At 53.2% G+C, this 20752-nt stretch carries 18 protein-coding genes, 1 tRNA gene, 1 pseudogene and 1 riboswitch; of the genes and pseudogenes, 6 read left to right on the top strand and 14 right to left on the bottom strand.

All coding sequences use genetic code 11. The annotated features are described in order from the left end of the window. Positions 1-290: 290 nt before the first annotated feature. From holA to ACP7IZ_RS12770, 7 genes are all read right to left on the bottom strand, one after another. Entirely contained in the window at positions 291-1304 is a 1014-nt protein-coding gene (holA, locus tag ACP7IZ_RS12800) for a DNA polymerase III subunit delta (RefSeq protein WP_063354742.1), read from the bottom strand. 15 nt (positions 1305-1319) lie between these two features. After that, on the bottom strand, positions 1320-2015 hold the full coding sequence (locus ACP7IZ_RS12795; protein WP_426849585.1) for a hypothetical protein: 696 nt from the start codon (positions 2013-2015) through the stop codon (positions 1320-1322). Further along, positions 2015-4633, bottom strand: coding sequence for a leucine--tRNA ligase (leuS, locus tag ACP7IZ_RS12790; RefSeq protein WP_426849583.1), 2619 nt, complete (start codon positions 4631-4633; stop codon positions 2015-2017). Before leuS ends, ACP7IZ_RS12795 begins: the two co-directional genes overlap by 1 nt. 59 nt (positions 4634-4692) lie before the next feature. Then, a complete protein-coding gene (locus tag ACP7IZ_RS12785; RefSeq protein ID WP_006115443.1) occupies positions 4693-5229 on the bottom strand; it encodes a DUF3576 domain-containing protein in 537 nt (178 codons plus the stop codon). 239 nt (positions 5230-5468) lie between these two features. Then, positions 5469-6563: a transglycosylase SLT domain-containing protein gene (locus ACP7IZ_RS12780; protein ID WP_426849581.1), complete on the bottom strand. Its 1095-nt coding sequence runs from the start codon at positions 6561-6563 to the stop codon at positions 5469-5471. Between the two features lie 71 nt (positions 6564-6634). Further along, positions 6635-6856, bottom strand: coding sequence for a hypothetical protein (locus ACP7IZ_RS12775; protein WP_426849579.1), 222 nt, complete (start codon positions 6854-6856; stop codon positions 6635-6637). 188 nt (positions 6857-7044) lie between these two features. Continuing rightward, positions 7045-7581, bottom strand: a complete 537-nt coding sequence (locus ACP7IZ_RS12770; RefSeq protein ID WP_426849577.1) for a DUF721 domain-containing protein — start codon at positions 7579-7581, stop codon at positions 7045-7047. Between the two features lie 10 nt (positions 7582-7591). On the opposite strand from ACP7IZ_RS12770, the gene mutY reads away from it, so the two are divergent. Beyond that, on the top strand, positions 7592-8665 hold the full coding sequence (gene mutY / locus ACP7IZ_RS12765; RefSeq protein ID WP_426849575.1) for an A/G-specific adenine glycosylase: 1074 nt from the start codon (positions 7592-7594) through the stop codon (positions 8663-8665). Positions 8666-8667: 2 nt separating this feature from the next. Further along, on the top strand, positions 8668-9696 hold the full coding sequence (gene hemH / locus ACP7IZ_RS12760) for a ferrochelatase (protein ID WP_426849573.1): 1029 nt from the start codon (positions 8668-8670) through the stop codon (positions 9694-9696). Between the two features lie 43 nt (positions 9697-9739). On the opposite strand, the gene nth is transcribed toward hemH, so the two are convergent. Then, a complete protein-coding gene (nth, locus tag ACP7IZ_RS12755; protein ID WP_426849587.1) occupies positions 9740-10597 on the bottom strand; it encodes an endonuclease III in 858 nt (285 codons plus the stop codon). A 67-nt stretch (positions 10598-10664) separates the two neighbouring features. Here nth and ACP7IZ_RS12750 point away from each other — a divergent pair, with 67 nt between their 5' ends. Next, the gene (locus ACP7IZ_RS12750) at positions 10665-12458 is read left to right on the top strand and encodes an ABC transporter ATP-binding protein (RefSeq protein ID WP_426849571.1); all 1794 of its coding nucleotides are present in this window, start codon (positions 10665-10667) and stop codon (positions 12456-12458) included. A gap of 67 nt (positions 12459-12525) precedes the next feature. Here the strand turns inward: ACP7IZ_RS12750 and ACP7IZ_RS12745 are convergent. From ACP7IZ_RS12745 to gatC, 4 genes are all read right to left on the bottom strand, one after another. Continuing rightward, positions 12526-12618, bottom strand: a tRNA-Ser gene (locus ACP7IZ_RS12745). 102 nt (positions 12619-12720) lie between these two features. Further along, positions 12721-14175: an Asp-tRNA(Asn)/Glu-tRNA(Gln) amidotransferase subunit GatB gene (gene gatB, locus ACP7IZ_RS12740; RefSeq protein WP_063354737.1), complete on the bottom strand. Its 1455-nt coding sequence runs from the start codon at positions 14173-14175 to the stop codon at positions 12721-12723. Then, positions 14172-15659 (bottom strand): Asp-tRNA(Asn)/Glu-tRNA(Gln) amidotransferase subunit GatA, encoded by a 1488-nt coding sequence (gatA, locus tag ACP7IZ_RS12735; protein WP_426849570.1) that lies wholly within the window; start codon positions 15657-15659, stop codon positions 14172-14174. Before gatA ends, gatB begins: the two co-directional genes overlap by 4 nt. Then, complete coding sequence (gatC, locus tag ACP7IZ_RS12730) at positions 15659-15946, bottom strand: Asp-tRNA(Asn)/Glu-tRNA(Gln) amidotransferase subunit GatC (RefSeq protein ID WP_426849569.1); 288 nt, start codon at positions 15944-15946, stop codon at positions 15659-15661. The genes gatA and gatC overlap by 1 nt, the downstream gene beginning before the upstream one ends. Before the next feature lie 80 nt (positions 15947-16026). Between gatC and ruvX the strand changes: the two genes are divergently transcribed. Together ruvX and ACP7IZ_RS12720 are read left to right on the top strand one after the other, a co-directional pair. Beyond that, complete coding sequence (gene ruvX, locus ACP7IZ_RS12725) at positions 16027-16491, top strand: Holliday junction resolvase RuvX (protein WP_006115432.1); 465 nt, start codon at positions 16027-16029, stop codon at positions 16489-16491. Positions 16492-16494: 3 nt separating this feature from the next. Continuing rightward, positions 16495-17151, top strand: coding sequence for an endoglucanase (locus ACP7IZ_RS12720; RefSeq protein WP_426849567.1), 657 nt, complete (start codon positions 16495-16497; stop codon positions 17149-17151). Positions 17152-17516: 365 nt separating this feature from the next. On the opposite strand, the gene gabT is transcribed toward ACP7IZ_RS12720, so the two are convergent. Further along, positions 17517-18803, bottom strand: coding sequence for a 4-aminobutyrate--2-oxoglutarate transaminase (gene gabT, locus ACP7IZ_RS12715; protein ID WP_426849566.1), 1287 nt, complete (start codon positions 18801-18803; stop codon positions 17517-17519). Positions 18804-18963: 160 nt separating this feature from the next. Next, positions 18964-19911 carry a LysR substrate-binding domain-containing protein gene (locus tag ACP7IZ_RS12710; RefSeq protein ID WP_035351858.1) on the bottom strand — a complete coding sequence of 316 codons (948 nt, stop codon included), beginning with the start codon at positions 19909-19911 and terminating at the stop codon, positions 18964-18966. Between the two features lie 118 nt (positions 19912-20029). Continuing rightward, positions 20030-20249: riboswitch (cobalamin riboswitch) on the top strand. A 119-nt stretch (positions 20250-20368) separates the two neighbouring features. On the opposite strand from ACP7IZ_RS12710, the pseudogene ACP7IZ_RS12705 reads away from it, so the two are divergent. Beyond that, positions 20369-20752, top strand: a pseudogene (locus tag ACP7IZ_RS12705) (carbohydrate porin); the annotation flags it as partial.

Raw genomic sequence — 20752 nt, 5'->3', positions numbered from 1 at the left:
GTCTGGACTGTCCCTTTGCCATAAACCTAAAATATCAGGTTCTTAGGCACTGCCCGTCCAGTCTCTACACCTTCCTTGTCCTGTATTAAAGTACAAGGCTTGGCTCGGGATCGGCACAATCTGTTTTCCAGATTAAGCGTTCCCCGACTTTGAGCAGATTCACTATAATGTTTCCAATTATAGTGCCCAATTAAATAGGAATCCTGTGCTCTATCCTGCTGAGCTACGCGGACACACGCTTTTCGTATACTGAAAGAGGTTGATACGAACAAGTGATAAAACGAACAGGTCTACCGTCTCGCCTGCATGGCTGCCCGTGCAGTTAAAGTGGAAACGTACCGCCGGCACAGCAGTGCATCGGGGCTGCCTGTTTGTTTGCAGGCATATTCCAGTGCCTGTGTTTCTTCCACAGCTTTGGTAAGAGCTGGGAGAGACCACAACTCTAATGCTTTGTTAAAACTTGCTGTGCGTTTAAAAAAAACCGGGGGGCGCAGCGCTTTAACAGCATCACTCCGGCTAACCCCTGCAGCCATAGCTGCTCTTACACGGCGAAGCCTATGCAGATGCCCTAGAAAAGACCTCGCAATGGCAATAGGGCTTGTATCTTCAGCTAATGCTCTTTCTAGGGCAGTATCTGCGGCAATACGATTACCCTCTGTGGCTGCAAAAGCCGCATCTTCCAAGGAAACGCTACCGGCATCTCCTATGCTTGCTCGAACATCATCTAGTGTCAGGCTGCCAGAATCGCCCGCATACAAGCACAATTTTTCTATTTCACTACGCGCTGCGGCACGGTCTGCACCAAGCCGACTAGTCAGCCAATGCAAGGCATCAGAATCTATGCGTACCTTATGTTCTGCCAGCATGCGCGTAATGGAGGATTCGAGATTACGACCTTCTTCAGGATAACAGCCAATACTGGCGCAGTTGGCGTGTTTTTCCAGAAAGTTACGTAGCTTGGAGCGCGATGAAAGGCCCGGAGCTTCTAGGATAATAAGAGTATCGCTGCTTTGAGCCAGAAAGGCTTCTAATGGTTTGAGCACGGTGTCAGACGCATCACGCACACGCACCACGCGGCGCCCACCCATAAGGGAAAGTGCCGTAGCCTCTTCCATTAGTTTGTCATGCGTTTCACGATCAAGCACCGCAACCCGGAATGGATCATCTGCTGACCCAGCTATTTTGATAACAGCGTCCTGAGCGCGTTCTTTAATAAGCCCCGTATCTTCACCATGCAGAAGAAGAATACGCCATGCTCCAGGATCAGCCAGAACGCGGGACAGGTTGCGGGCGTCTATCTTCATGAAATAAAAGCCGCCTTAATACTGGCTTGGCCCACCACGCCCAGTAGCCATATCTGGAATTGCATCAGCACCTTCCTGTTCCATAGGCACTTCTTTGTCCGATTCTGGCATGGCTGTAGGAATAGGATAAAAGGCTTTCGGCCCTTGATCTCGCGAGACTGCCGGAGCAGCCTGAGTGCGGAACCACGTAGAAACCTGTTGGGTAATTTGTTCACCAAGGGTTTGGGCTACACGCCCCATAGCTGTTTCGTTGTTCAATGTCTGGGCAAAATACTGTTCGTATGTGTTGGTGTACCCATCCATTGTGGTGGTATCACCTTGCGCCAGCAGCTTGGGGTTTTGCGCTACGGTAAGTAATTGCCAGTGGGCATGCCCGGTAATGCGGGTGCGCCCAGATGTGTTGTCTGAGTGAATGTCGATCGCTTCTGCATTGAAGGATGGCATCACAATAAGTGTGTATTTATGGGGGTCTTCTGGCCCATCCGCAGACATTTGCTGCTGCAAGGCCAGCCGCAACTGCTGGCCCGTGCGTTCTGGTATGTTGGCAACGTAAATGTCTTTGAGTTCTGCATTTACATCTACGTTGTTCTTCCCGCTTTCTCCATACAGAGGCTGAAAGCCACAACCGCTCAGCACAACTGGCAACGCAACCAGAGGCGTAATTGCCAGAGCAAGACGTGCGGAACGTAGGAAAAAGCGGGAATGAACCATCAGCCTGCCGTTACAAAGTTAACAATACGGTTGGGAACATGAACGCGTTTAACAATGCGCTTGCCTTCCAGAAGTCGTGCCACGTTAGGCTCGGCTTCTGCGCGGGCAACAACATCTGCGGCATCTTCATCCGGTTGCGCTTCAATCGTGCCGCGCAGTTTGCCCATAATCTGCACAGCAATGGTAATATGCGTTGCTGTAAGCAGATCTGGTTCAGCTTCTGGCCAAGATTGCTGTGCAGCCAAACCAGCAGAAGGCATAACCAGAGCAAACATTTCTTCAGCCAGATGCGGCATCATGGGGGCGCAAAGGAGGCACAGTGTCTGTGCAGCTTCACGGCGTGCAAATGCCATGCCGGAAACAGTTGCAGACTTTTCAGCTTCTGCCAGAGCAGATGTCAGTTCATGAATACGGGCCACAGCCACGTTAATGGCAAAACCTTCCAGAGCTTCCGTTACGGCAGCAATGGTGCGGTGTGTGGTGCGGCGTAGCGTATCAGCCTGACGATCGATGTCTGTTGGGCATTCTGTTGTGGCAGGAATATCCTGTGCAACTGTACGAATGGTGCGGAACAAGCGCTGGCTAAAGCGGGCCGCACCGGCCACACCAGCTTCTGTCCATTCCATGTCTCGTTCAGGTGGGCTGTCAGACAGTACAAACCAGCGGGCAGTATCGGCACCAAAGCGTTCAATAATTGCAACAGGTGCAACCGTATTCCGCTTGGATTTGGACATTTTTTCCACACGACCAACGGTTACGGGTTCGGTGGTGCCACGTTTCACACAGCCTTGGGCTGTGCGTTCTACTTCTTCTGGGTACAGCCAGTTACCTGCTGAATCCTTATAGCTTTCATGGCTTACCATGCCTTGCGTGAACAACCCGGCAAAGGGTTCATCCACATCCAGATGGCCTGTGCGGTGCATGGCGCGGGTAAAGAAGCGCGCATACAGCAAATGCAGAATGGCGTGCTCAATCCCGCCGATATACTGATCAACAGGCAGCCAGCCATCGGCCGCAGCTCTTACCGTTGGGGTGGGCGCGTGCGGTGCTGTAAAGCGGGCAAAATACCAAGAACTATCTACAAACGTGTCAAACGTGTCTGTTTCACGGGTGGCTGGCTTGCCGCATTTCGGGCAGGTGGTGTGCTTCCACGTGGGATGATGGTCCAACGGGTTGCCGGGTTTGTCGAAAGAGACATCATCCGGCAGTTCCACAGGTAGTTGCTCATCAGGCACGGCAACCGGGCCACACTCTGCACAGTGAATAATGGGGATAGGGCAGCCCCAATAACGCTGGCGAGAAATGCCCCAATCACGCAGGCGCCAATTCACCACACCTTGCCCGATGCCCAGCCCTTCTAGCCGAGAAATGGCTTCTTTCCGAGCTTCTGCGGTGGAAAGGCCATCCAGAAAACCGGAGTTGATCATGGTGCCATCGCCTGTATAGGCCGTGGTGGTGATGGCAAAATCTGCCTGATCTTTGCCAGCAGGCAAAACAACAGGTGTGACAGGCAGATTATATTTATGCGCGAAGTCCAGATCGCGCTGGTCACCAGCCGGGCAGCCAAACAGCGCGCCTGTGCCGTAATCCATCAGCACAAAATTGGCGATCCAGACCGGGAAGCTTTTATCCATAAACGGATGGTTGACGCGCAGGCCTGTATCGAATCCGCGTTTTTCAGCAGTTTCCACGGCTTCTACAGATGTGCCAAGCCGGCGGCATTCCGCCACAAACTCTGCGGTCTGCGGGTTCTGTTTGGCTGCCCAGGCCGCCAGAGGATGATCCGGGGCGATGGCCAGAAAGGACATGCCAAAAAGCGTGTCCGGCCGGGTGGTGAACACTTCTACTGCGTTCAGATTTTCATCAAGCCCGGCCGGGGGTTGATGCAGGGAGAAACGCAGCTTTGCCCCTTCAGACCGGCCAATCCAGCGTTCCTGCATGGTGCGCACGCGTTCTGGCCAGCGGTCTAGCGTTTTTAACCCGTTCAGCAGATCTTCGGCAAAATCCGTGATTTTCAGGAACCACTGTGAAAGCTGCTTTTTTTCAATGGGGGCACCAGAACGCCAGCCCTTGCCATCTACAACTTGTTCATTTGCCAGAACGGTTTGATCGATCGGGTCCCAGTTGACCCAACTTTCACGCCGTTCAACCAAGCCGCCTTTTAGAAAGTCTAAAAAAAGCTTCTGTTGTTTGCCGTAATAGTTCGGCAGGCAGGTTGCAATTTCTCTATCCCAGTTCAGAGAAAAGCCCAGACGCTGCAATGTGCCACGCATGGTGGCAATATTGTTCAGCGTCCATTCCTTGGGGTGCACGCCACGTTCACGCGCTGCGTTTTCTGCGGGTAGGCCAAATGCATCCCACCCCATGGGGTGCAGCACAGAAAAACCACGTGCACGCTTATAGCGGGCAATCACGTCCCCCAGTGCATAGTTGCGCACATGGCCCATATGTAGCTGCCCAGACGGGTAGGGGAACATTTCCAACACATAGTATTTGGGTTTGTTCGCTGGGGGGACATCCGGAACGGTGAAAATATCGGCATCTGCCCAGGCTTTCTGCCATTTGGGTTCAACCGTATTGAAATCATAGGGCGTGGGCGTGCTGGAAGACTGGGACATGAATATTCTGTGTCTGAGACCTGATGAAAGGGAATGTGAAAAAAGGCGCCGGGATAAAATTAGCTATCCCGGTTGCCATTATCGGCCCGCAGCTTACGTGCGCGGGAGAGAATGCGTGCTGCAATATCAGATGCAGTATTAGGAGCAGGCGGTGTGTCCACCCATTCTTCCCCCTGCTTGATCTGGCGGAACACGCTCAGACGCAGGGCATCGGAACGCAGGCGTTTGTCCAGAATAAAGGCAGTTACCTTAAAGCGTTCATCATGGGCAGCAGGCGGGGTGTACCAGTCTGTCAGGATAATACCGCCTTCTGCGTCTGCGGTAGAAACCGGCAGGAAAGAAAGGGTATCAAGGGTTGCGCGCCACAGATAGGCGTTTACACCCCCTTTAAGTTCCGCATCACCGCCAGATGCTCCGCGATCTTCGGCCAGCAGATGGTTGCGCGGTGCTGTTAGACCATTGTCTGATCTATCACCAGAAGAGCACGCAGCTAACAGGCCAATACCTGCACATGCGGTAAGCAGGGTGCTGGTGCGGCGGAACCCGGCAGGCACATGGCTGGCGGCGGGACGGCAGGGCATGAGACGACGAAGCATGGTGTCGGTACGGCTCCTTCAGCGCTGGGTATCCGTGTTTCCCGGTCGCCTTTGCAAATGTTCAGGTCTGGCTTCGGGGTCAAGAGAGTATTCTGCTTATCTCATATCCTTTCAGTTCTGTCCCGCCAAGCATTTGCTGGGGAGAGATGTTCAACCGCGCACTGAAAACACGGCTAAGGCAGGAGAAATCATGCCTTGCATACGAACACGCTGTTAATGCTGAAGGGATAAAAGAGAGCTCAGCGTGTCACGGCAACACAGTTTAACCCCTGCTGTTTCAAGGACATGCAGATTGTGTCTGTCTGTGCGGATGGTAGGCCCGCCAAGCGTGAGCGCCACACAGATTGCCCGCTGCTTTTAAGGGCAATCCGGTCTATGCGATCTTCCGCACCGGCCAGGGCGGGGGTGGATTGATGCGCCATCTGAATGGCGTGCTGTGCTCTCTCTTGCGAGGAAAAGGCGCCAATTTGGATAATAGCGCCGCCAGAAGGTGTATTTTGCTGCCATACCATTGCTGGCCCAGAAACAGGCACAGTGTTTGCGGCCTGATAAGTTGGCGGCGTGTCTGTTACTGGCTGGGTATCAGCAGAAGATGATACCGGAATAGCACTGGTATCGGTGGCGGAAGGCGCTGGTGGCTGTATGTCATCGGTAATAGGTGGCGCGATCCCCGGCGAAGCAATGCTGGCAACTTGCTGAGCGGGCGCAACCGTTACAGCCGGGGTGGCTGTTGGAGTTTGCGTGTCTGCAATGGCAATCGCGCTCGCTGGCGTAATGGCGCTTGGTACCGGATCATTCAGGTGCGGAGAAACAGACGCCAGATAAGCTTTGGCATATGAGGGCAGGGCCGTGTGGCGTGAGCGGTGGTTTTCCATGCATTGTGGCCCGCAGCTATATGCAGCCAGAAAATCGGGAGAACCAAATCTGTCATACAGTTGGCGGATGTAACCACTGCCCGCCATAATGTTATCGTGCGGATTATAGGGGTCAGAGCCAAGCTGGTACCGCTTGGCCAGTTCGCGGTAAGTGTCTGGCTTAATCTGCATCAGCCCGACGGCACCGTGCACAGAACGTGTCAGATGGCCATGTATATATTGGTGGCCACCAGATTCCTGCTGCATCACGGCCCGGATCCATGCCTGAGGAATGGAAAAGCGGGTGGAGGCTTCCTGAATATAAGGCCCCCATTTATCTACGGCGGGGCCGGGTGGATTATAACTGGAGCGCGGCTGGTTCGCACAGCCTGCCAGCATGGCAAGGCTGGCAAAAGCCATTAAAAACCGTTTTTGCTGACGCAATAAGACAGGCAAAGAGCAACCCATACGCAAAGACATGGCGCTTATGGTGCGCTGTGCGTCTGTGTGATGCAATCCTGATTTTATGCGAATAATGGAGAACTGGTATTTTACGGCGTTTTATGTGTTTGCGCCGCCACTTTGCGGACCAGATCCGGGTTGGTCCGGCGGATCTGTCCTGCCCGTAAAACGCTTGCAGTGGAATAGGCCGGAGATGCCACCCATTCTTGCAGAAACTGCAAGTCGGACAGACTATCCCGTGTTTTATGCCCTGCGGAAATGTTTGTGTTCTGGTGTGTCATGTTTGGTGTCGTGTTAGGTTTACGCAACATGGCGCAGATCCTGTGCTTGTCCTGTATTTATTGTTTGATTGTCAGACAAAGGCCTGAAAGAAGTTTTTGGTCTTGCCCAGCTTTTGAAAAACAGGGCTTTGTAAGGCAATAAGATTATGTCAATTTCAAGAACAGAAGCGTAAAATAACTTTTTTATTACAATATACTTGGGTAGATTTTTCTTTGTGTTACAGGCGTTTTTTGTTCTGACTTTTCAAAATATCTGCTCCCAAAGTTTCCAGGGCCTGCCGTAAAGGGCCTTCTTCCAGTTCGGGAAGTGTGCAGGTTACTGCGGATTTTTGGGGTTTTCTGCGTTGTGGACGGGGGCGAATGCCCGCGGCTGGGTCTTGCACAAAGCGCAAGCGGTTTACCAAAGGTTCTCCACACCATGTGTTGATGCGTGCAATCAGCGTATCTCCCAAATGCTGAAGCTCCATGGCAACAGGGCCAGCGCACGCAATGGTTAAAGTGCCAGCAGAAAGGCGGCGGGGGCTTGTAACAGCCGCATGTGCTGGGCCCACAACATCTGGCCACTGGCTCATCAACATAGCGCCTGTGGGGGAACGGCGGCGAAAAGCCGGTGCCGTTACAGCCGGTAGAAGTGCCGCAAGGCTGCGTAGGTTTCTGGCGCGCGGCGGAGGCGCTGCTTCTGGTTTTTGAGGGGGACGGCGCGTGCTGCGGCTTTTAGGTGTTACAGCCTTGCCGCCGTTGGCTTCCTTCTTCATAACTGCCTCCGTGACACATCCATCAGCCCACGCATTGCTTCATTGGTATGACCGACACCGCCGCACTTTGCCGTGGCGTGTTGTAGGCCAGTCTCATCCAGATCCGTATCGGGTATGGCTGAGCGAGATCATGCTACAGCAGACCACTGTTAAAGCGGTTGCTCCATATTATCTACGCTTTACAGAAAAGTTTCCGACAGTGCAGGCCTTGGCAAGCGCTGATAGGGAAGATGTTTTGGCGGCGTGGGCCGGGCTGGGTTATTATTCCCGCGCTCGTAATCTGCATGCTTGCGCACAGGCCGTGGTGGCTCTGGGTGGGTTCCCGCAAGATGTTCAGGGTTTATGTGCCCTGCCAGGCATAGGCCCATATACAGCGGCTGCAGTGGCGGCCATTGCTTTTGGGGTGCCTGTGGTGCCTGTAGATGGCAATGTGGAGCGTGTAACGGCACGCTTATTTGCCATTACGGACCCCTTGCCGCCAGCCCGTAAAAAGTTGGCACAACTGGCCATAACGTTAAATGCGGACCGTGAAGCACAGGAACGGCCATCCGACTTTGCTCAGGCTTTGTTTGATTTAGGTTCTTCTCTTTGCTCCCCGCGGGCACCGGCCTGTGGGTTGTGCCCATGGCAAGGCGAATGTGCGGCCCATAAACAGGGTATTGCAGCCGAATTGCCGCGTAAGCTGCCTAAGGCAGAGCGCCCTGTACGTTTTGGCGCAGCTTTTCTTGCGCGAGATGCCGCAGGGCAAATTCTGCTGCGTAAACGAGCAGAGAAGGGGCTTTTGGCAGCCATGACAGAACTGCCCGGCACCGAATGGCGATTAAAAAACTGGAACGAAACAGAGATTCTGCAAGCAGCTCCATTTACGGTGGGCTGGACGTTAGCAGGGCGTGTTAAGCATGTGTTTACACATTTTACCTTATATCTGGATGTGTATGTGGCCCAGATAAAACACTTTTCCAATCAGGCTGTGAGTGATGGTTTTTTAGTGCCAATGGAATGTGTGAAAGATACAGCGTTACCTTCTATTATGCAGAAGTGCTTTGAAAAAGGTTTGAGCTGTTTGAAAGAAAAGAAGTTATAAAGATGGTTTTTCATCATATCCCGCCTCAGCCACAGCATGCACAGGCCGCTCCGCGCGTTGGTATTCTTCTGGTTAATCTGGGTACGCCGGATGATACAGGATATCGGGCCGTGCGCCGTTATCTTTCCGAGTTTCTGTCTGATCGCCGGGTGATAGAAGGGCCTCCAGCACTTTGGCAACCCATCTTGCAGGGGGTGGTACTTACAACGCGCCCACGTAGGAGCGGGAAGGCCTATGCGCGCATATGGAACACGCATAAAAATGAAAGCCCTTTACGCACCTATACGCGCCATCAGGCTGAAGCGCTGAGCGAGCGTTTTGCAGCACAAAACGTGCCTGTTGCGTGGGGGATGCGTTATGGTGCGCCTTCCATTGCAGAAGCAGTGCAGGAATTGCTTGAAAAAGGGTGTGACCGCATTTTGTGCATGCCGCTTTATCCGCAGTACAGTGCCACAACAACAGCAACTGCAAATGATCAGGTGTTTCGTACGCTTATGCGTTTGCGTAACCAGCCTGCCATACGCACCCTTCCATCATTTCCGGATCAGCCAGCTTTTATTAAAGCCATTGCAGATTCTGTCCGTTTGGCAGAGGCAGAAGCCGATATTCCTTTTCAGATGGTTGTAGCGTCCTTTCATGGTTTGCCAGAAGAATATGTGCGCAAGGGGGATTCTTATCGGGCTGAATGTGAAAGAACTGTTGCAGCCTTACGCAAGGCTTTGGGGCGAGATGAAACCACCCTGCCCATGACATTCCAATCCCGATTTGGCCCCACCAAATGGCTGGAGCCTTATACGGCACCATTTATTGCCAGTTTGCCGGAAAAAGGCATTACCAGCATTGCCGTTGTAACGCCTTGTTTTATGGCAGATTGCTTGGAAACATTGGATGAAATCGGCAACGAAGTGCACGAAGAATTCATACAAGCTGGCGGTCAGGAATTTACGCTGGTGCCGTGCCTGAATGATACGCCCGCCAGCATAGATTTGCTGGAGGATTTAGCGCGCCAGGAACTTGCAGGCTGGCTCTAAGGGTTTTGCCACCGCGTTAGAGAAGCGCGGATCGGGGCTTTCTCTATCCGCCTAAGGGTTTGGGTGCTTTTACGCGTGGCGCTGGCGTTTTATCTGGAAACAGGCATGGATTTTTAGCATTGCAGCGCCAGCATTCAGGTTTTCTGGCTTTGCAGACGTACCTTCCCTGAAGAATCATCCAGTGGTGGGAAGGTTGGATCATTTCCAGTGGAATGCGGGTTTCCAGAGCTTTTTCTACAGCTTCCACAGTTTTGCCCCGTCCCAGCCCAGATCTGTTGGCCAAACGGAAAACATGCGTATCCACTGGTACGGTGGGTTTGTGGAACGCAACATTTAGCACAACGTTTGCTGTTTTGCGGCCTACGCCAGCCAGTTTTTCCAATTCCTCCCGCGTGCCGGGCACTTCCCCTTGATGATCTGCTACAAGTTGGCGGGAAAGTTCGACAACATTCTTGGCCTTGTTACGCCATAGCCCGATGGTGCGAATAAGTTTACCAACTTCTTCTTCCCCCAGTTCCACCATGGCGGCTGGAGTAGGGGCGGCCTTAAACAAAGCGGGTGTCACGCGGTTGACGGAGGCATCTGTTGCTTGAGCCGAAAGCACCACGGCTACCAGAAGCGTAAAAGGTGTGGTGTAAAGCAGTTCCGTTTTGGCATCTGGCCATGCTTGGGAAAGATCTTTCAGAAAACTGTGTATTTCCTGTGGTGTCATATCCCGTGGGGCAATGGCAGCGGGTCCACTGCTTTGATTTGCCGGGGCCTGTTTTTTGGTTGTTGTGCGTTTTTGCACACGCGGTTTATCAGTCGGTTTGCCTGAATTTACGGATGCTGAAGTGGTGGGTTTTTTAACCATAAGGCAGTGTAACGCGTCTGCCCGTCTGGCGTCCATGCTGATGCGTATTCCGGATTTGCAGGGCTTTATGTCTCAGGATACACAGCGCATCGGTTCTGTTTTTCAGGTTTTTATCATGTCACAAACTTCAGAAAGTCATGTCAAATCCGGACGTAAGGCATCGCTTTTTGTAGATGTGCTGAAGTTTGTGGTGCGGCGCTGGGTGGCTTTTCCGTTGCCCTTAACCATAACAGCCGGAAGTATTCTAGCAGCTACAGTGGCCGATGTGCTTATGCCTCTGGCTGCGGGACGTTTGGTAACGGATGTTGCCGCTCCAGCTGCGCAGGCAGGCAAAGTGCATGATGCCCTATGGATGCTTGCCGCTATGGCGGCCTGTGGGTTCGGGAATGTGTTGTTAAAGCGATATGCTTATTTGGGCATCACGCACCTAACCACTCAGGTTATGCAGAAAATAGGTTCTGAAGCTTTTGCGCATGTACAAAAGCTTTCCGCAGAATGGCATGCCAATACGTTTGCCGGTTCCACGGTTCGGCGTTTAACGCGGGGTATGTGGGCTGTGGATATGCTGGATGATACACTGCTTCTGATGCTGATACCCGAAGCATGCCTGCTGGTGCTTACAACCTTGGTGCTGGGGTGGCATTGGCCCTTTATGGGGGTTATTCTGGGTGTGCTTTCTGTTTTGTTTGTTGCGCTTTCCTGCACCTTAACCCTGCGTTATGTGGCGCCATCTGCGCGGGTTGCCAATGCGTGGGATAGCCGCATGGGGGCGGCTCTGGCAGATGCCATCACCTGCAATGCAGTTGTTAAAGCTTTTGGTGCAGAAAAGCGCGAAGAAAGCCGCCTACAAACGCTTATTTCGCAATGGCGAAAGGCCACCATTTATACTTGGTCCAGAGGGACAGATAGCGCCAATATTCAGGCAGCAGTTGTTATGTGTATGCGGCTTGTTCTGGCAGGCGCAGCTGTTTGGTTGTGGTGGCAGGGGCGTGCTGGCCCAGGTGATGTTGCCTATGTGCTGACCATGACATTTTTGGTGCAAGGATACCTGCGCGATATTGGGCAACAGGTTTCTGTAGTGCAGAGATCTGTCAATGAAATGGAAGAATTGCTCGCGTTGTGGCGTACGCCTGCGGCGGTGGCAGATCCCGCGCATCCGCTACCTTTGTTGGTGAGTGCGGGGGAAATCTGCTTTGAACATGTCTCATTCCAATATCCGGGGCAGGAGCGGGCACTTTTTACGGATATTTCCGTTACAATTTCTGCTGGTAGTCGGGTTGGATTGGTAGGACCTTCTGGCTCGGGAAAATCAAGTTTCATTAAATTGTTACAGCGTTTTTATGTGCCACAGTCAGGCAGAATTTTAATTGATGGCATAGATATTGCGCGTGTGCGCCAGTCTGATTTGCGGGAAAAAATTGCTTTAGTGCCGCAGGAAGCAGTGCTGTTTCATCGGAGTTTGGCGGAAAATATTGCTTATGGTCGGCCAGATGCCACACCAGAGCAAATTGCGCAGGCGGCTCAATTAGCCAATGCTGCTGGTTTTATTGATAGGCTGCCCGAAGGATATCAAACGCTGGTGGGTGAGCGTGGCGTGAAGCTTTCAGGAGGAGAGCGCCAGCGTATTGCTATTGCCCGCGCCTTTTTGGCGGATGCCCCCATACTGGTGTTGGATGAAGCAACCGCCAGTTTGGATTCCGAATCGGAAGCGCTGGTGCAGGAAGCAATGGAACGCCTGATGAAAGGCCGCACCGTGTTGGTTGTGGCGCATCGCCTTGCCACTGTTGTGGGGCTGGACCGGATTCTGGTTTTTGAGCACGGACAAATTGTAGAAGATGGCGCACATGCTACGCTGATTCAGCAAAAAAATGGGCTGTATCGCCGCTTGTATGATTTGCAGTCCCTTTAAATAAGGGCAGTAGCGCAAAAGAAGCCTGAAGATATGCAGATAAGGAGTTGAGTGAGATTTCTATCTCTGGCGGAGGGGAAGGGATTCGAACCCTCGATACGACTTGACATCGTATAACGGTTTAGCAAACCGCCGCCTTCAGCCACTCGGCCACCCCTCCGCCGAAGAGTGCGAACATACACGACGTTTGCACCGCTGCTTTTAGGGGGTTCAACGCGTTCCGTCAAACCCCCTGAAAACTTATTTTTTCAAATTGTAGATTTTAGCCGTCTAGCTGGGCTTTTAAGGCCGAATTGACCAAGGCAGGGTTCGCCTTACCTTTGGTTTCCTTCATGACCTGCCCCACAAAGAATCCAAACAGCTTGTCTTTGCCGCCACGGTATTCTGCCACCTTATCGGCATGCTTTTCCAAAATGGCAGCAATGGCGGAATCAATAACCCCTGTGTCGGTTACCTGCCGCAGGCCTTTGCGCTCCACAATGGCATCCGGGCTATCACCCGTTTCCACCATGTCTTCAAACACTTCCTTGGCAATCTTACCGTTAATGGTGCCATCCGCAATCAGATCAAGCATTTTACCCAAGGAAGCTGCGCTAACAGGGCTGGTTTCAATGGTGTTGCTGGTGCGGTTAAGGGCCGCAAACAGATCACCAATCACCCAGCTTGCCGCCAGCTTGCCATCGCGCCCTTTGGCCACGGTTTCGTAAAAATCAGCCACGGCCTGTTCTGCAACCAGCACGCCAGCATCGTAAGACGGAATGCCATAGTCTTTCTGAAAGCGGGCACGTTTTGCGTCTGGCAGTTCCGGCAGCTTAGATTTCAGATCATCCACCCATGCCTGTTCCACCACCAATGGCAGCAGGTCAGGATCTGGGAAGTAGCGGTAATCATGCGCATCTTCCTTGGAGCGCATGGTGCGGGTTTCACCCCGGCCCGGATCAAACAGGCGTGTTTCCTGATCAACTTCGCCGCCGTTTTCCCAGATTTCAATCTGGCGGGTGGCTTCCACCTCAATGGCCTGCATGACAAAGCGGATGGAGTTGACGTTTTTGATCTCGCAACGGGTGCGGAAAGGCTCGCCCGCTTTGCGCACGGAAACGTTTACGTCTGCACGCATGGAGCCTTCTTCCATGTTGCCATCGCACGTGCCCAGATAGCGCAGAATCTGGCGTAGCTTACGCAGGTAAGCCCCGGCCTCTTCTGGTTCGCGAATATCGGGTTCGCTCACAATTTCCATCAGGGCTACGCCAGCACGGTTCAGGTCCACAAAGGATTTTGAGGGGTCCTGATCATGCAGCAGCTTGCCTGCGTCTTGTTCCAGATGCAGGCGGGTAATGCCAATCTGGCGTGTTTCACCGCTCTGAAGTTCAATTTCGATAGAACCCGTGCCAATAATCGGGTGTTCAAACTGGCTGATCTGGTAACCCTGTGGCAGGTCGGCGTAAAAGTAGTTTTTACGGTCGAACCGGCTGAACAGGTTGATCTGGGCATTCAGCCCCAACCCGGTGCGGATGGCCTGCGCCACGCATTCCTTGTTGATAACAGGCAACATGCCGGGAAAGGCTGCATCAACCAGGCTAACCTGAGTGTTCGGGTCTCCCCCAAATTTTGTGGAAGCACCAGAAAACAGCTTGGACTGGCTGATAACCTGTGCATGCACTTCCAGCCCGACCACAATTTCCCACGGGCCGGTTTTACCTTCAATTACGTAGCTCATGCGCCTGCTCCCGCATGTACGGACGGAAGGTGCGTAAAGCCCGCCGCCGCTTCCAACGCGCCGCCAATAGACAGCACGGTTTCTTCATCAAAATGTTTACCAATCACCTGCAGCCCTAGCGGCAGACCATTGCCATTAAGCCCCACCGGAACAGAAAGGGCAGGCACACCGGCCATGCTGGCGGGCACGGTAAAGATGTCGTTCAGATACATCTGCACCGGGTCATCCATGTTTTCACCCTGCGCAAAAGCAGCAGACGGCGCGGTGGGGGTAAGCAGCACATCTACGTTTTCAAACGCCTGTTCAAAATCGCGTTTGATAAGGGTGCGCACTTTCTGGGCTTTCAGGTAGTAGGCATCGTAATAGCCAGCAGAAAGCACATAGGTGCCCATCAGGATACGGTTGCGCACTTCTGCCCCAAACCCTGCGGCGCGTGTGGCCTCATAGACACCATCCAGTGTGGGGGCATCCTTACGAATGCCAAAGCGGATGCCATCATAACGCGCCAAGTTGGAGGAACATTCAGCCGGGGCAATAATGTAATATGTGGTCAGGCCGTATTTGGTGTGCGGAAGAGAAACATCTACAATCTCGCAGCCTGCTTCTTTCAACCACGCAATGCCCTTTTCCCACATGGCCACAACTTCTGCAGGCAGGTTGGGAGAACGATATTCTGTGGGGATACCCACGCGCAGGCCTTTTACGCTTTTGCCAACAGCTTTGCTAAATGCAGGTACAGGGCGGTTGGAGCAGGTGCTATCTTTTTCATCAAAGCCAGCCATGGCTTCCAGCATCAGCCCGGCATCTGCCACGCTGCGTGTCATAGGGCCGGCCTGATCGAGCGAGCTTGCAAAGGCAATGGTGCCCCAGCGGCTGCAACGGCCATAGGTGGGTTTAAGCCCCACAATACCACAATAAGCAGCAGGCTGACGGATGGAGCCACCTGTATCCGTGCCTGTAGCAGCAAGGCCCAGCCCAGCAGCAACAGCAGCGGAAGACCCACCGGAAGAGCCGCCCGGTACTAGCGTAGCGGAGGGATCATCCTTGCGCTTCCACGGGCTTGCCACTGGCCCGAAAGCCGAGGTGATGTTGGCAGACCCCATGGCAAATTCATCAAGATTGGTTTTGCCGAGAAAGACCGCGCCAGCTTTTAGCAGGTTGGCCGTAACTGTGCTTTCATAAGGCGGCACAAAGTTTTCCAGCATTTTGCTGGCAGCCGTGGTGCGCACACCTTTGGTGCAGAACAGATCTTTCACACCAATGGGTAGGCCATCCATAAGCCCGGCAGTGCCTGCGGCATAGCGGGCATCTGCCGCATCTGCCGCAGCCAATACGGTTTCTTCGGGCAGCACGGTAATATAGGCGTTGAGCACCGGGTTTAGGCGGGCAATGGCGTCCATCTGGGCTTTGGCCAGTTCCCGTGCAGAAAATTTGCGGGCGGCAAGCCCTTCACGCGCTTGGGTGAGCGTCAGTCCGGTTAGCATTATTCCACCACCTTGGGTACTGTATAGAAGGGGCCAGATGTTTCTGGCGCACAGGCCAGCAGGGCATCACGGTAGTTGCCGTCTGTTACCTTATCTTCGCGCTGGCGCAGGGTTTCTGTTTCTGTCCCCACCATGGGGGGAACGCCTTCCACATCCACTTCGGCAAGCTGGTCAATCCAGCCCAGAATACCGTTCAGCTTCTGGCGTGTGGCTTCAAGCTCATGCTCTTCCAGCCCGATACGGGCCAGTTTGGCAATGCGGCGGGTGGTCGCAAGGTCTAGCGACATGAAAGCGGACCCCTCTTTTCTTGATCTCAACAGGAAGAAAGCACCTAGCATAATCGCGCGAAAGGCAACATACCGTCCGTATGACACTGCTTAGCCTGACAGACCTTGTTGCAACCCTGCCCAGACACGCACGCCTGCTAGGGATAGACCCCGGCAAAAAGCAGGTGGGGCTGGCGCTTTCCGATGTCTCCCGCATGGTGGCCTCACCATTTCAAACAGTAAAGCGCGGAAAATTGGGGCAAATGGCCAGCTTTATTCGTGATCTTGCTACAGAACACGAAATTGGCGGCATGGTTGTGGGAATCCCCCTTTCTTTGGATGGGTCCTTTGGGCCGGCCGCACAGGCCAGCCGAGATTGGGCGCTTGCGCTTTCGGAGCAAACAGGTTTGCCCGTGTGCCAGTGGGATGAGCGTCTTTCCTCATCCGCGGTGAATCGTATGCTTATTGATGAAGCCGATCTCTCCCGCGCGCGGCGGGCAGAAATGGTGGATCGGCTGGCTGCGGCATATATCTTGCAGGCTGCGCTGGATTCTCTGCCGCGTTAAAGCGTGTTGGGCGCTGCTGCCACGGATGTGGCGTACATTTGCCATAAAGCCTTTGAATACTTACCTTTAACGATAAGGTTTTCACTTAAGAGGATGTATTTCGTGTCTAATTATTCTTTTCGGACGGCCGCTACAACTCTGCTGGGTGCTGCCATGTTTGCTCTGAGCCTGCCTTGCGCCCACGCTGAAGAAGGTGTGCTGGGCCGCGCGTGGGATAACACCCGCGAAGGAACCGAGCACGCTTGGAACAAGACCAAGGAAGGCACGAACAAGGCTTGGGAAAAGACAAGCAACGGCACAGAAAAAGTGTGGGACAAAACCAAGGACGGTTCCCGCAAAGCTTGGGACAAGACCTCCGAGGGTAGTGAAAAAGCATGGGATAAGACCAAAGAAGGCACCCATAACGCGTGGGATAAAACCCGCGAAGGCACTGAAAAAACTTGGGACAAAACCAAGGAAGGTTCTCACAAGGTTTGGAACAAGACGAGCGAAGGCACCGACAAGGCTTGGGATAAAACCAAGGACGGTTCTCGCAAAGCTTGGGACAAAACAAGTGAGGGGACAGAGCACGCTTGGAACAAAACCAAGGAAGGCACAGATAACGCTGCGCACGATGTTGGCCGGTGGGGACAGAAGACGTTCTCTGACGATAAAAAATAACGCCGCATAACGGCACTAAAAAGCCCGCGCTACCTTTGATGGTAGGCGGGCTTTTTTGTTGTTTTTGATGGAAACAGCAGGGCTTAATGTTTGATATGTGATGCTTTGCGCATTTTTAAATTGAGTAAAGATTGAAGTAATTTGCGAAAAGATTTTTGTATTTGCAGCCAATATGCACCAAATGCTGTCATTCTGGCCTCCTGTTTTTCTTAATCATTATTTTTAAGAATAAGCAGGAATGATGGCCTGACTATGACATTACATTTAGGGTGATACCTTATTAATGTTATAAATTCGTGACAGAACAAAAAAAGGCGGCCCGGAAAGGACCGCCTTTTTGCTTGAATACTGCAACAAAATGCAGATCAGGCTTTTGCTTCTTCCAGTAGAATCTGTTCGATAATATCCAGACCCTCATCAACCAGTTCATCAGATGCTGTCAGCGGTGTCAGAATACGGATTGTTGCGCCCTGCACACCACATGCCAGCAAAATCAGACCTTTTTCACAGGCGCGGGCACACAGTTTGGAACCAAAGCCCTTGCGCTGTTCCACACCAGCATGGCGTTCCAGAATATCAAAGGCAACCATTGCGCCCAGCCCACGCGGCATGCTGACAGGCAGCATATCTGTGCGTTTATGCCAGCTTGCAATGCGGGCCTTCAGGCGTTCACCCATGTTATTGGCACGGTCAAGCAGCTTTTCTTCTTCAATAATGTCCAGCACGGCCAAACCTGCTGCACAACCCAGAGGGGCACCTGCATATGTGCCGCCCAAACCACCCGGAGGAACAGAATCCATCAGCTCTGCACGGCCGATCACGCCGGAAAGCGGAAAACCACCTGCCAGGGATTTAGCAATGCACACCAGATCTGGTTCTACGCCGGAATGTTCAATCCCAAACAGCTTGCCAGTACGGGCAAAGCCACTCTGCACTTCGTCGGCAATCAGTTTGATGCCGTGCTGGTCACAAATAGCGCGGAGCTGCTTGAGCAGTGCTGTAGGGGCAACCCGGAAGCCACCTTCCCCCTGCACGGGCTCAATAATAATAGCAGCCACATTGTTGGGGGAGATATCAGCCGCAAATAGGAAGTTCAGCATTTTCAAGCTGTCTTCCACCGTGATGTCATGATTATCGGGGAAGGGGATGTGGTACACTTCACCCGGCAGTGTGCCGAAAGGTGCTTTGTAAGGCAGTACTTTACCCGTAAGCGCAGAAGCCAACAGTGTGCGGCCATGGAAGCCACCGCAGAACGCAATGACACCGTTACGGCCTGTTGCAGCGCGAGCAATTTTCACGGCGTTTTCTGTTGCTTCTCCACCCGTGGTGAAGAAAATGGTTTTGGCATCGCCAGAAAACGGCGCGCGGGCGTTCAGCTTTTCGGCCAGCTCAATATAAGGTTCGTAAGCAGAAACCTGAAAAGCTGTGTGGGTAAAGCGATCTAGCTGCTTTTTAACAGCATCCATCACTTTTGGGTGGCGGTGGCCAACGTTCAGAACGGCAATGCCGCCTGCAAAATCAACATAGCGTTTGCCTTCCACATCCCACAGTTCAGCATTTTCTGCGCGATCTGCAAAAACGGGGGTGGAGGTAGCAACACCGCGTGGCACAGCATGGGTGCGGCGGTTCAGAAGGTCTTTATTCGTGGCCATTAATACGGGCTCCCGGGAACTATGTTGCGGGCAAAGTTATTTCTGTTCCGTAAAATGTTTCACACAGGAGTGGGAGGAGATTTTTTGTTGCCTCTGTGGTGACAAAAAGTCACCATCCCTTAAGGGCCTATATACCATTCCGCACAATGCTTACCTGCCATTAGGGCAGAGAGGGGGTGTTCTGTGTTTCCAGTTCCACCTGTTCCAAAAGCCAGTTGCGGAATGTGATGAGGGATTTTTTCTCCCACGTGGCCGTGGACGCGCGCAGAAGATAAGCCCCCAAGGCCACTTCTCGCAGTGGGGTTTGCGTCGGCTGCACCCGCACCAGATGGCCTGTTTCTAGGTCATTCCCCAGCAGGAAAATATTGCCCAAGGCAATTCCTTCTCCCGCGCGGGCAGCAGCCAGCGTGATGTGGGCCTGCCAAAGGCGCGTTGCGGCGGGCAGTTTTGTGCAGGCAACATTCTGCGCATGAAACCAAAGTTTCCACTCGGCTTCATCTTCTTCCTGCAACAAGGGTGCGCGGAGTAAATCTGCTGTTGTGCGGGGCTGTCCTCCCAGTTCTGTCAGGCAGAGGGGGGCAGCTACCGGAAAAACATCAGGCCGGGCAATAATCATGCTGCGTGTGTTGCGGGGTTCTGCTAACGGCGCATCATCTCGCACATAGCCGATATGAGCATGATTATCTGTTTCTACGCCGGTAACATGGAACGCTGTGTTGGCATCTACCGGGCGCAGCATGATTTCCAGTTGAGGATGTGCGCGCCGAAAAGTGGAAAGCCGTGGCAGCAGCCAATGGTAAGCAAAACCATGCGCACAGGTAATGGTAAGGGGCGGCGTATGGTTGCGAATATCTGCCGTAGCTGTGGCCAGTTCTTCTAATAGGGGGGTTATGCGGGAATAATAGGTGTGGCCTGCTAATGTAAGGGTGCCTGTTTCCTTATCCCGCAAAGGGGTGCCCAGAATATTTTCCAGATCCCGAATATGGCGGCTGATGGCTGCGTGATCCACACGCAGTTCTGCTGCGGCGCGTCTAATTCCGCCTGTGCGTGCAAACGCCGTAAAGGCGTTGAGCATGGCAAGAGGTGGAATGCGGTATCGTTGGTCCATAAGCCGCCAGTCAGGGGTAAGGTTTGGTAGAAACAGGTGGGTTAAAATGTGGCTGCTGGCAAGAGTTATCCGTGCAATTCAGGCAAAGATTGAAATGTGAGGCAAAAATAAGGTAAGGGTTGCGCCATCTTGCAACGGTCCCGCGCAAGCGGGTTTGAAAGGGAATGCCGGAGGTTCTGTATCGGAACCAAGTCGGCAACTGCCCTCGCAACTGTAGGCGGAGAGCATATTACTCCTTGGCCGCTTTAAAGTGGCAGCCACTGGTGGCAGCATCGGGAAGGCTGAGTAACGTGCGATGACCCGCAAGTCAGGAGACCTGCCGTTGTTGTCTTGTTTAACCGCCGGGCGAGGGAACCGGAGGTGGATAATGTACTATGCTTACTCCTCTGCCTTTGGCAGGTTTTTCCTATAATTCTTCCTGTTGTTTTGCCTTCACGCTGCACGGTGAAGCGTAACAATGCCTATCCTTACAAACAGAATTTGGAAGAAATTTCCGTATTCTCTGCATTGCTTGCTTCTGGCCGGAGGTGTGTTGGGCAACTTGCCTGCGTTAGCGCATGGTGAGGAGACGCAGATTGAGCAGGACCGTCGTCGGTTAGGCAATTCCGGGCCGTTGATTGAGCAGATTGACCCGGCCACGGTACGGGATTCCCAGCGCGCATCCGAAGATGCGGCTGCCGAGAAAAAGGGCGATGACACACCCGACATGAGCGACCACCTGCTGGGCAATATGTGGGGCGCGCGTGACTGGATGGCCAAACACGGCATCAGCTTTGACATTCAGGAAGTAGATGAGCTGTGGGGCAACGCCACGGGGGGCACGGCCTCGGGGGCTGATGGC

It is taken from the genome of Acetobacter sp. AAB5, from assembly GCF_050106715.1.
In the GTDB taxonomy this organism is placed as follows: Bacteria; Pseudomonadota; Alphaproteobacteria; order Acetobacterales; family Acetobacteraceae; genus Acetobacter; species Acetobacter oryzifermentans.
The sequence above is the reverse complement of the archived record's forward strand: the minus strand, read 5'-3'. Positions and strand labels throughout refer to the sequence as shown.

Bases quoted from the DNA above. Each gene is read 5' to 3' on its own strand.
- ACP7IZ_RS12795 (WP_426849585.1), bottom strand. From the start codon at position 2,015: ATGGTTCATTCCCGCTTTTTCCTACGTTCCGCACGTCTTGCTCTGGCA.
- gatC (WP_426849569.1), bottom strand. From the start codon at position 15,946: ATGTCGCTAGACCTTGCGACCACCCGCCGCATTGCCAAACTGGCCCGT.
- ACP7IZ_RS12785 (WP_006115443.1), bottom strand. From the start codon at position 5,229: ATGCTTCGTCGTCTCATGCCCTGCCGTCCCGCCGCCAGCCATGTGCCT.
- hemH (WP_426849573.1), top strand. From the start codon at position 8,668: ATGGTTTTTCATCATATCCCGCCTCAGCCACAGCATGCACAGGCCGCT.
- leuS (WP_426849583.1), bottom strand. From the start codon at position 4,633: ATGTCCCAGTCTTCCAGCACGCCCACGCCCTATGATTTCAATACGGTT.
- gabT (WP_426849566.1), bottom strand. From the start codon at position 18,803: ATGGCCACGAATAAAGACCTTCTGAACCGCCGCACCCATGCTGTGCCA.
- ACP7IZ_RS12710 (WP_035351858.1), bottom strand. From the start codon at position 19,911: ATGGACCAACGATACCGCATTCCACCTCTTGCCATGCTCAACGCCTTT.
- gatB (WP_063354737.1), bottom strand. From the start codon at position 14,175: ATGAGCTACGTAATTGAAGGTAAAACCGGCCCGTGGGAAATTGTGGTC.
- ruvX (WP_006115432.1), top strand. From the start codon at position 16,027: ATGACACTGCTTAGCCTGACAGACCTTGTTGCAACCCTGCCCAGACAC.
- ACP7IZ_RS12770 (WP_426849577.1), bottom strand. From the start codon at position 7,581: ATGAAGAAGGAAGCCAACGGCGGCAAGGCTGTAACACCTAAAAGCCGC.
- ACP7IZ_RS12750 (WP_426849571.1), top strand. From the start codon at position 10,665: ATGTCACAAACTTCAGAAAGTCATGTCAAATCCGGACGTAAGGCATCG.
- ACP7IZ_RS12780 (WP_426849581.1), bottom strand. From the start codon at position 6,563: ATGTCTTTGCGTATGGGTTGCTCTTTGCCTGTCTTATTGCGTCAGCAA.
- ACP7IZ_RS12775 (WP_426849579.1), bottom strand. From the start codon at position 6,856: ATGTTGCGTAAACCTAACACGACACCAAACATGACACACCAGAACACA.
- holA (WP_063354742.1), bottom strand. From the start codon at position 1,304: ATGAAGATAGACGCCCGCAACCTGTCCCGCGTTCTGGCTGATCCTGGA.
- gatA (WP_426849570.1), bottom strand. From the start codon at position 15,659: ATGCTAACCGGACTGACGCTCACCCAAGCGCGTGAAGGGCTTGCCGCC.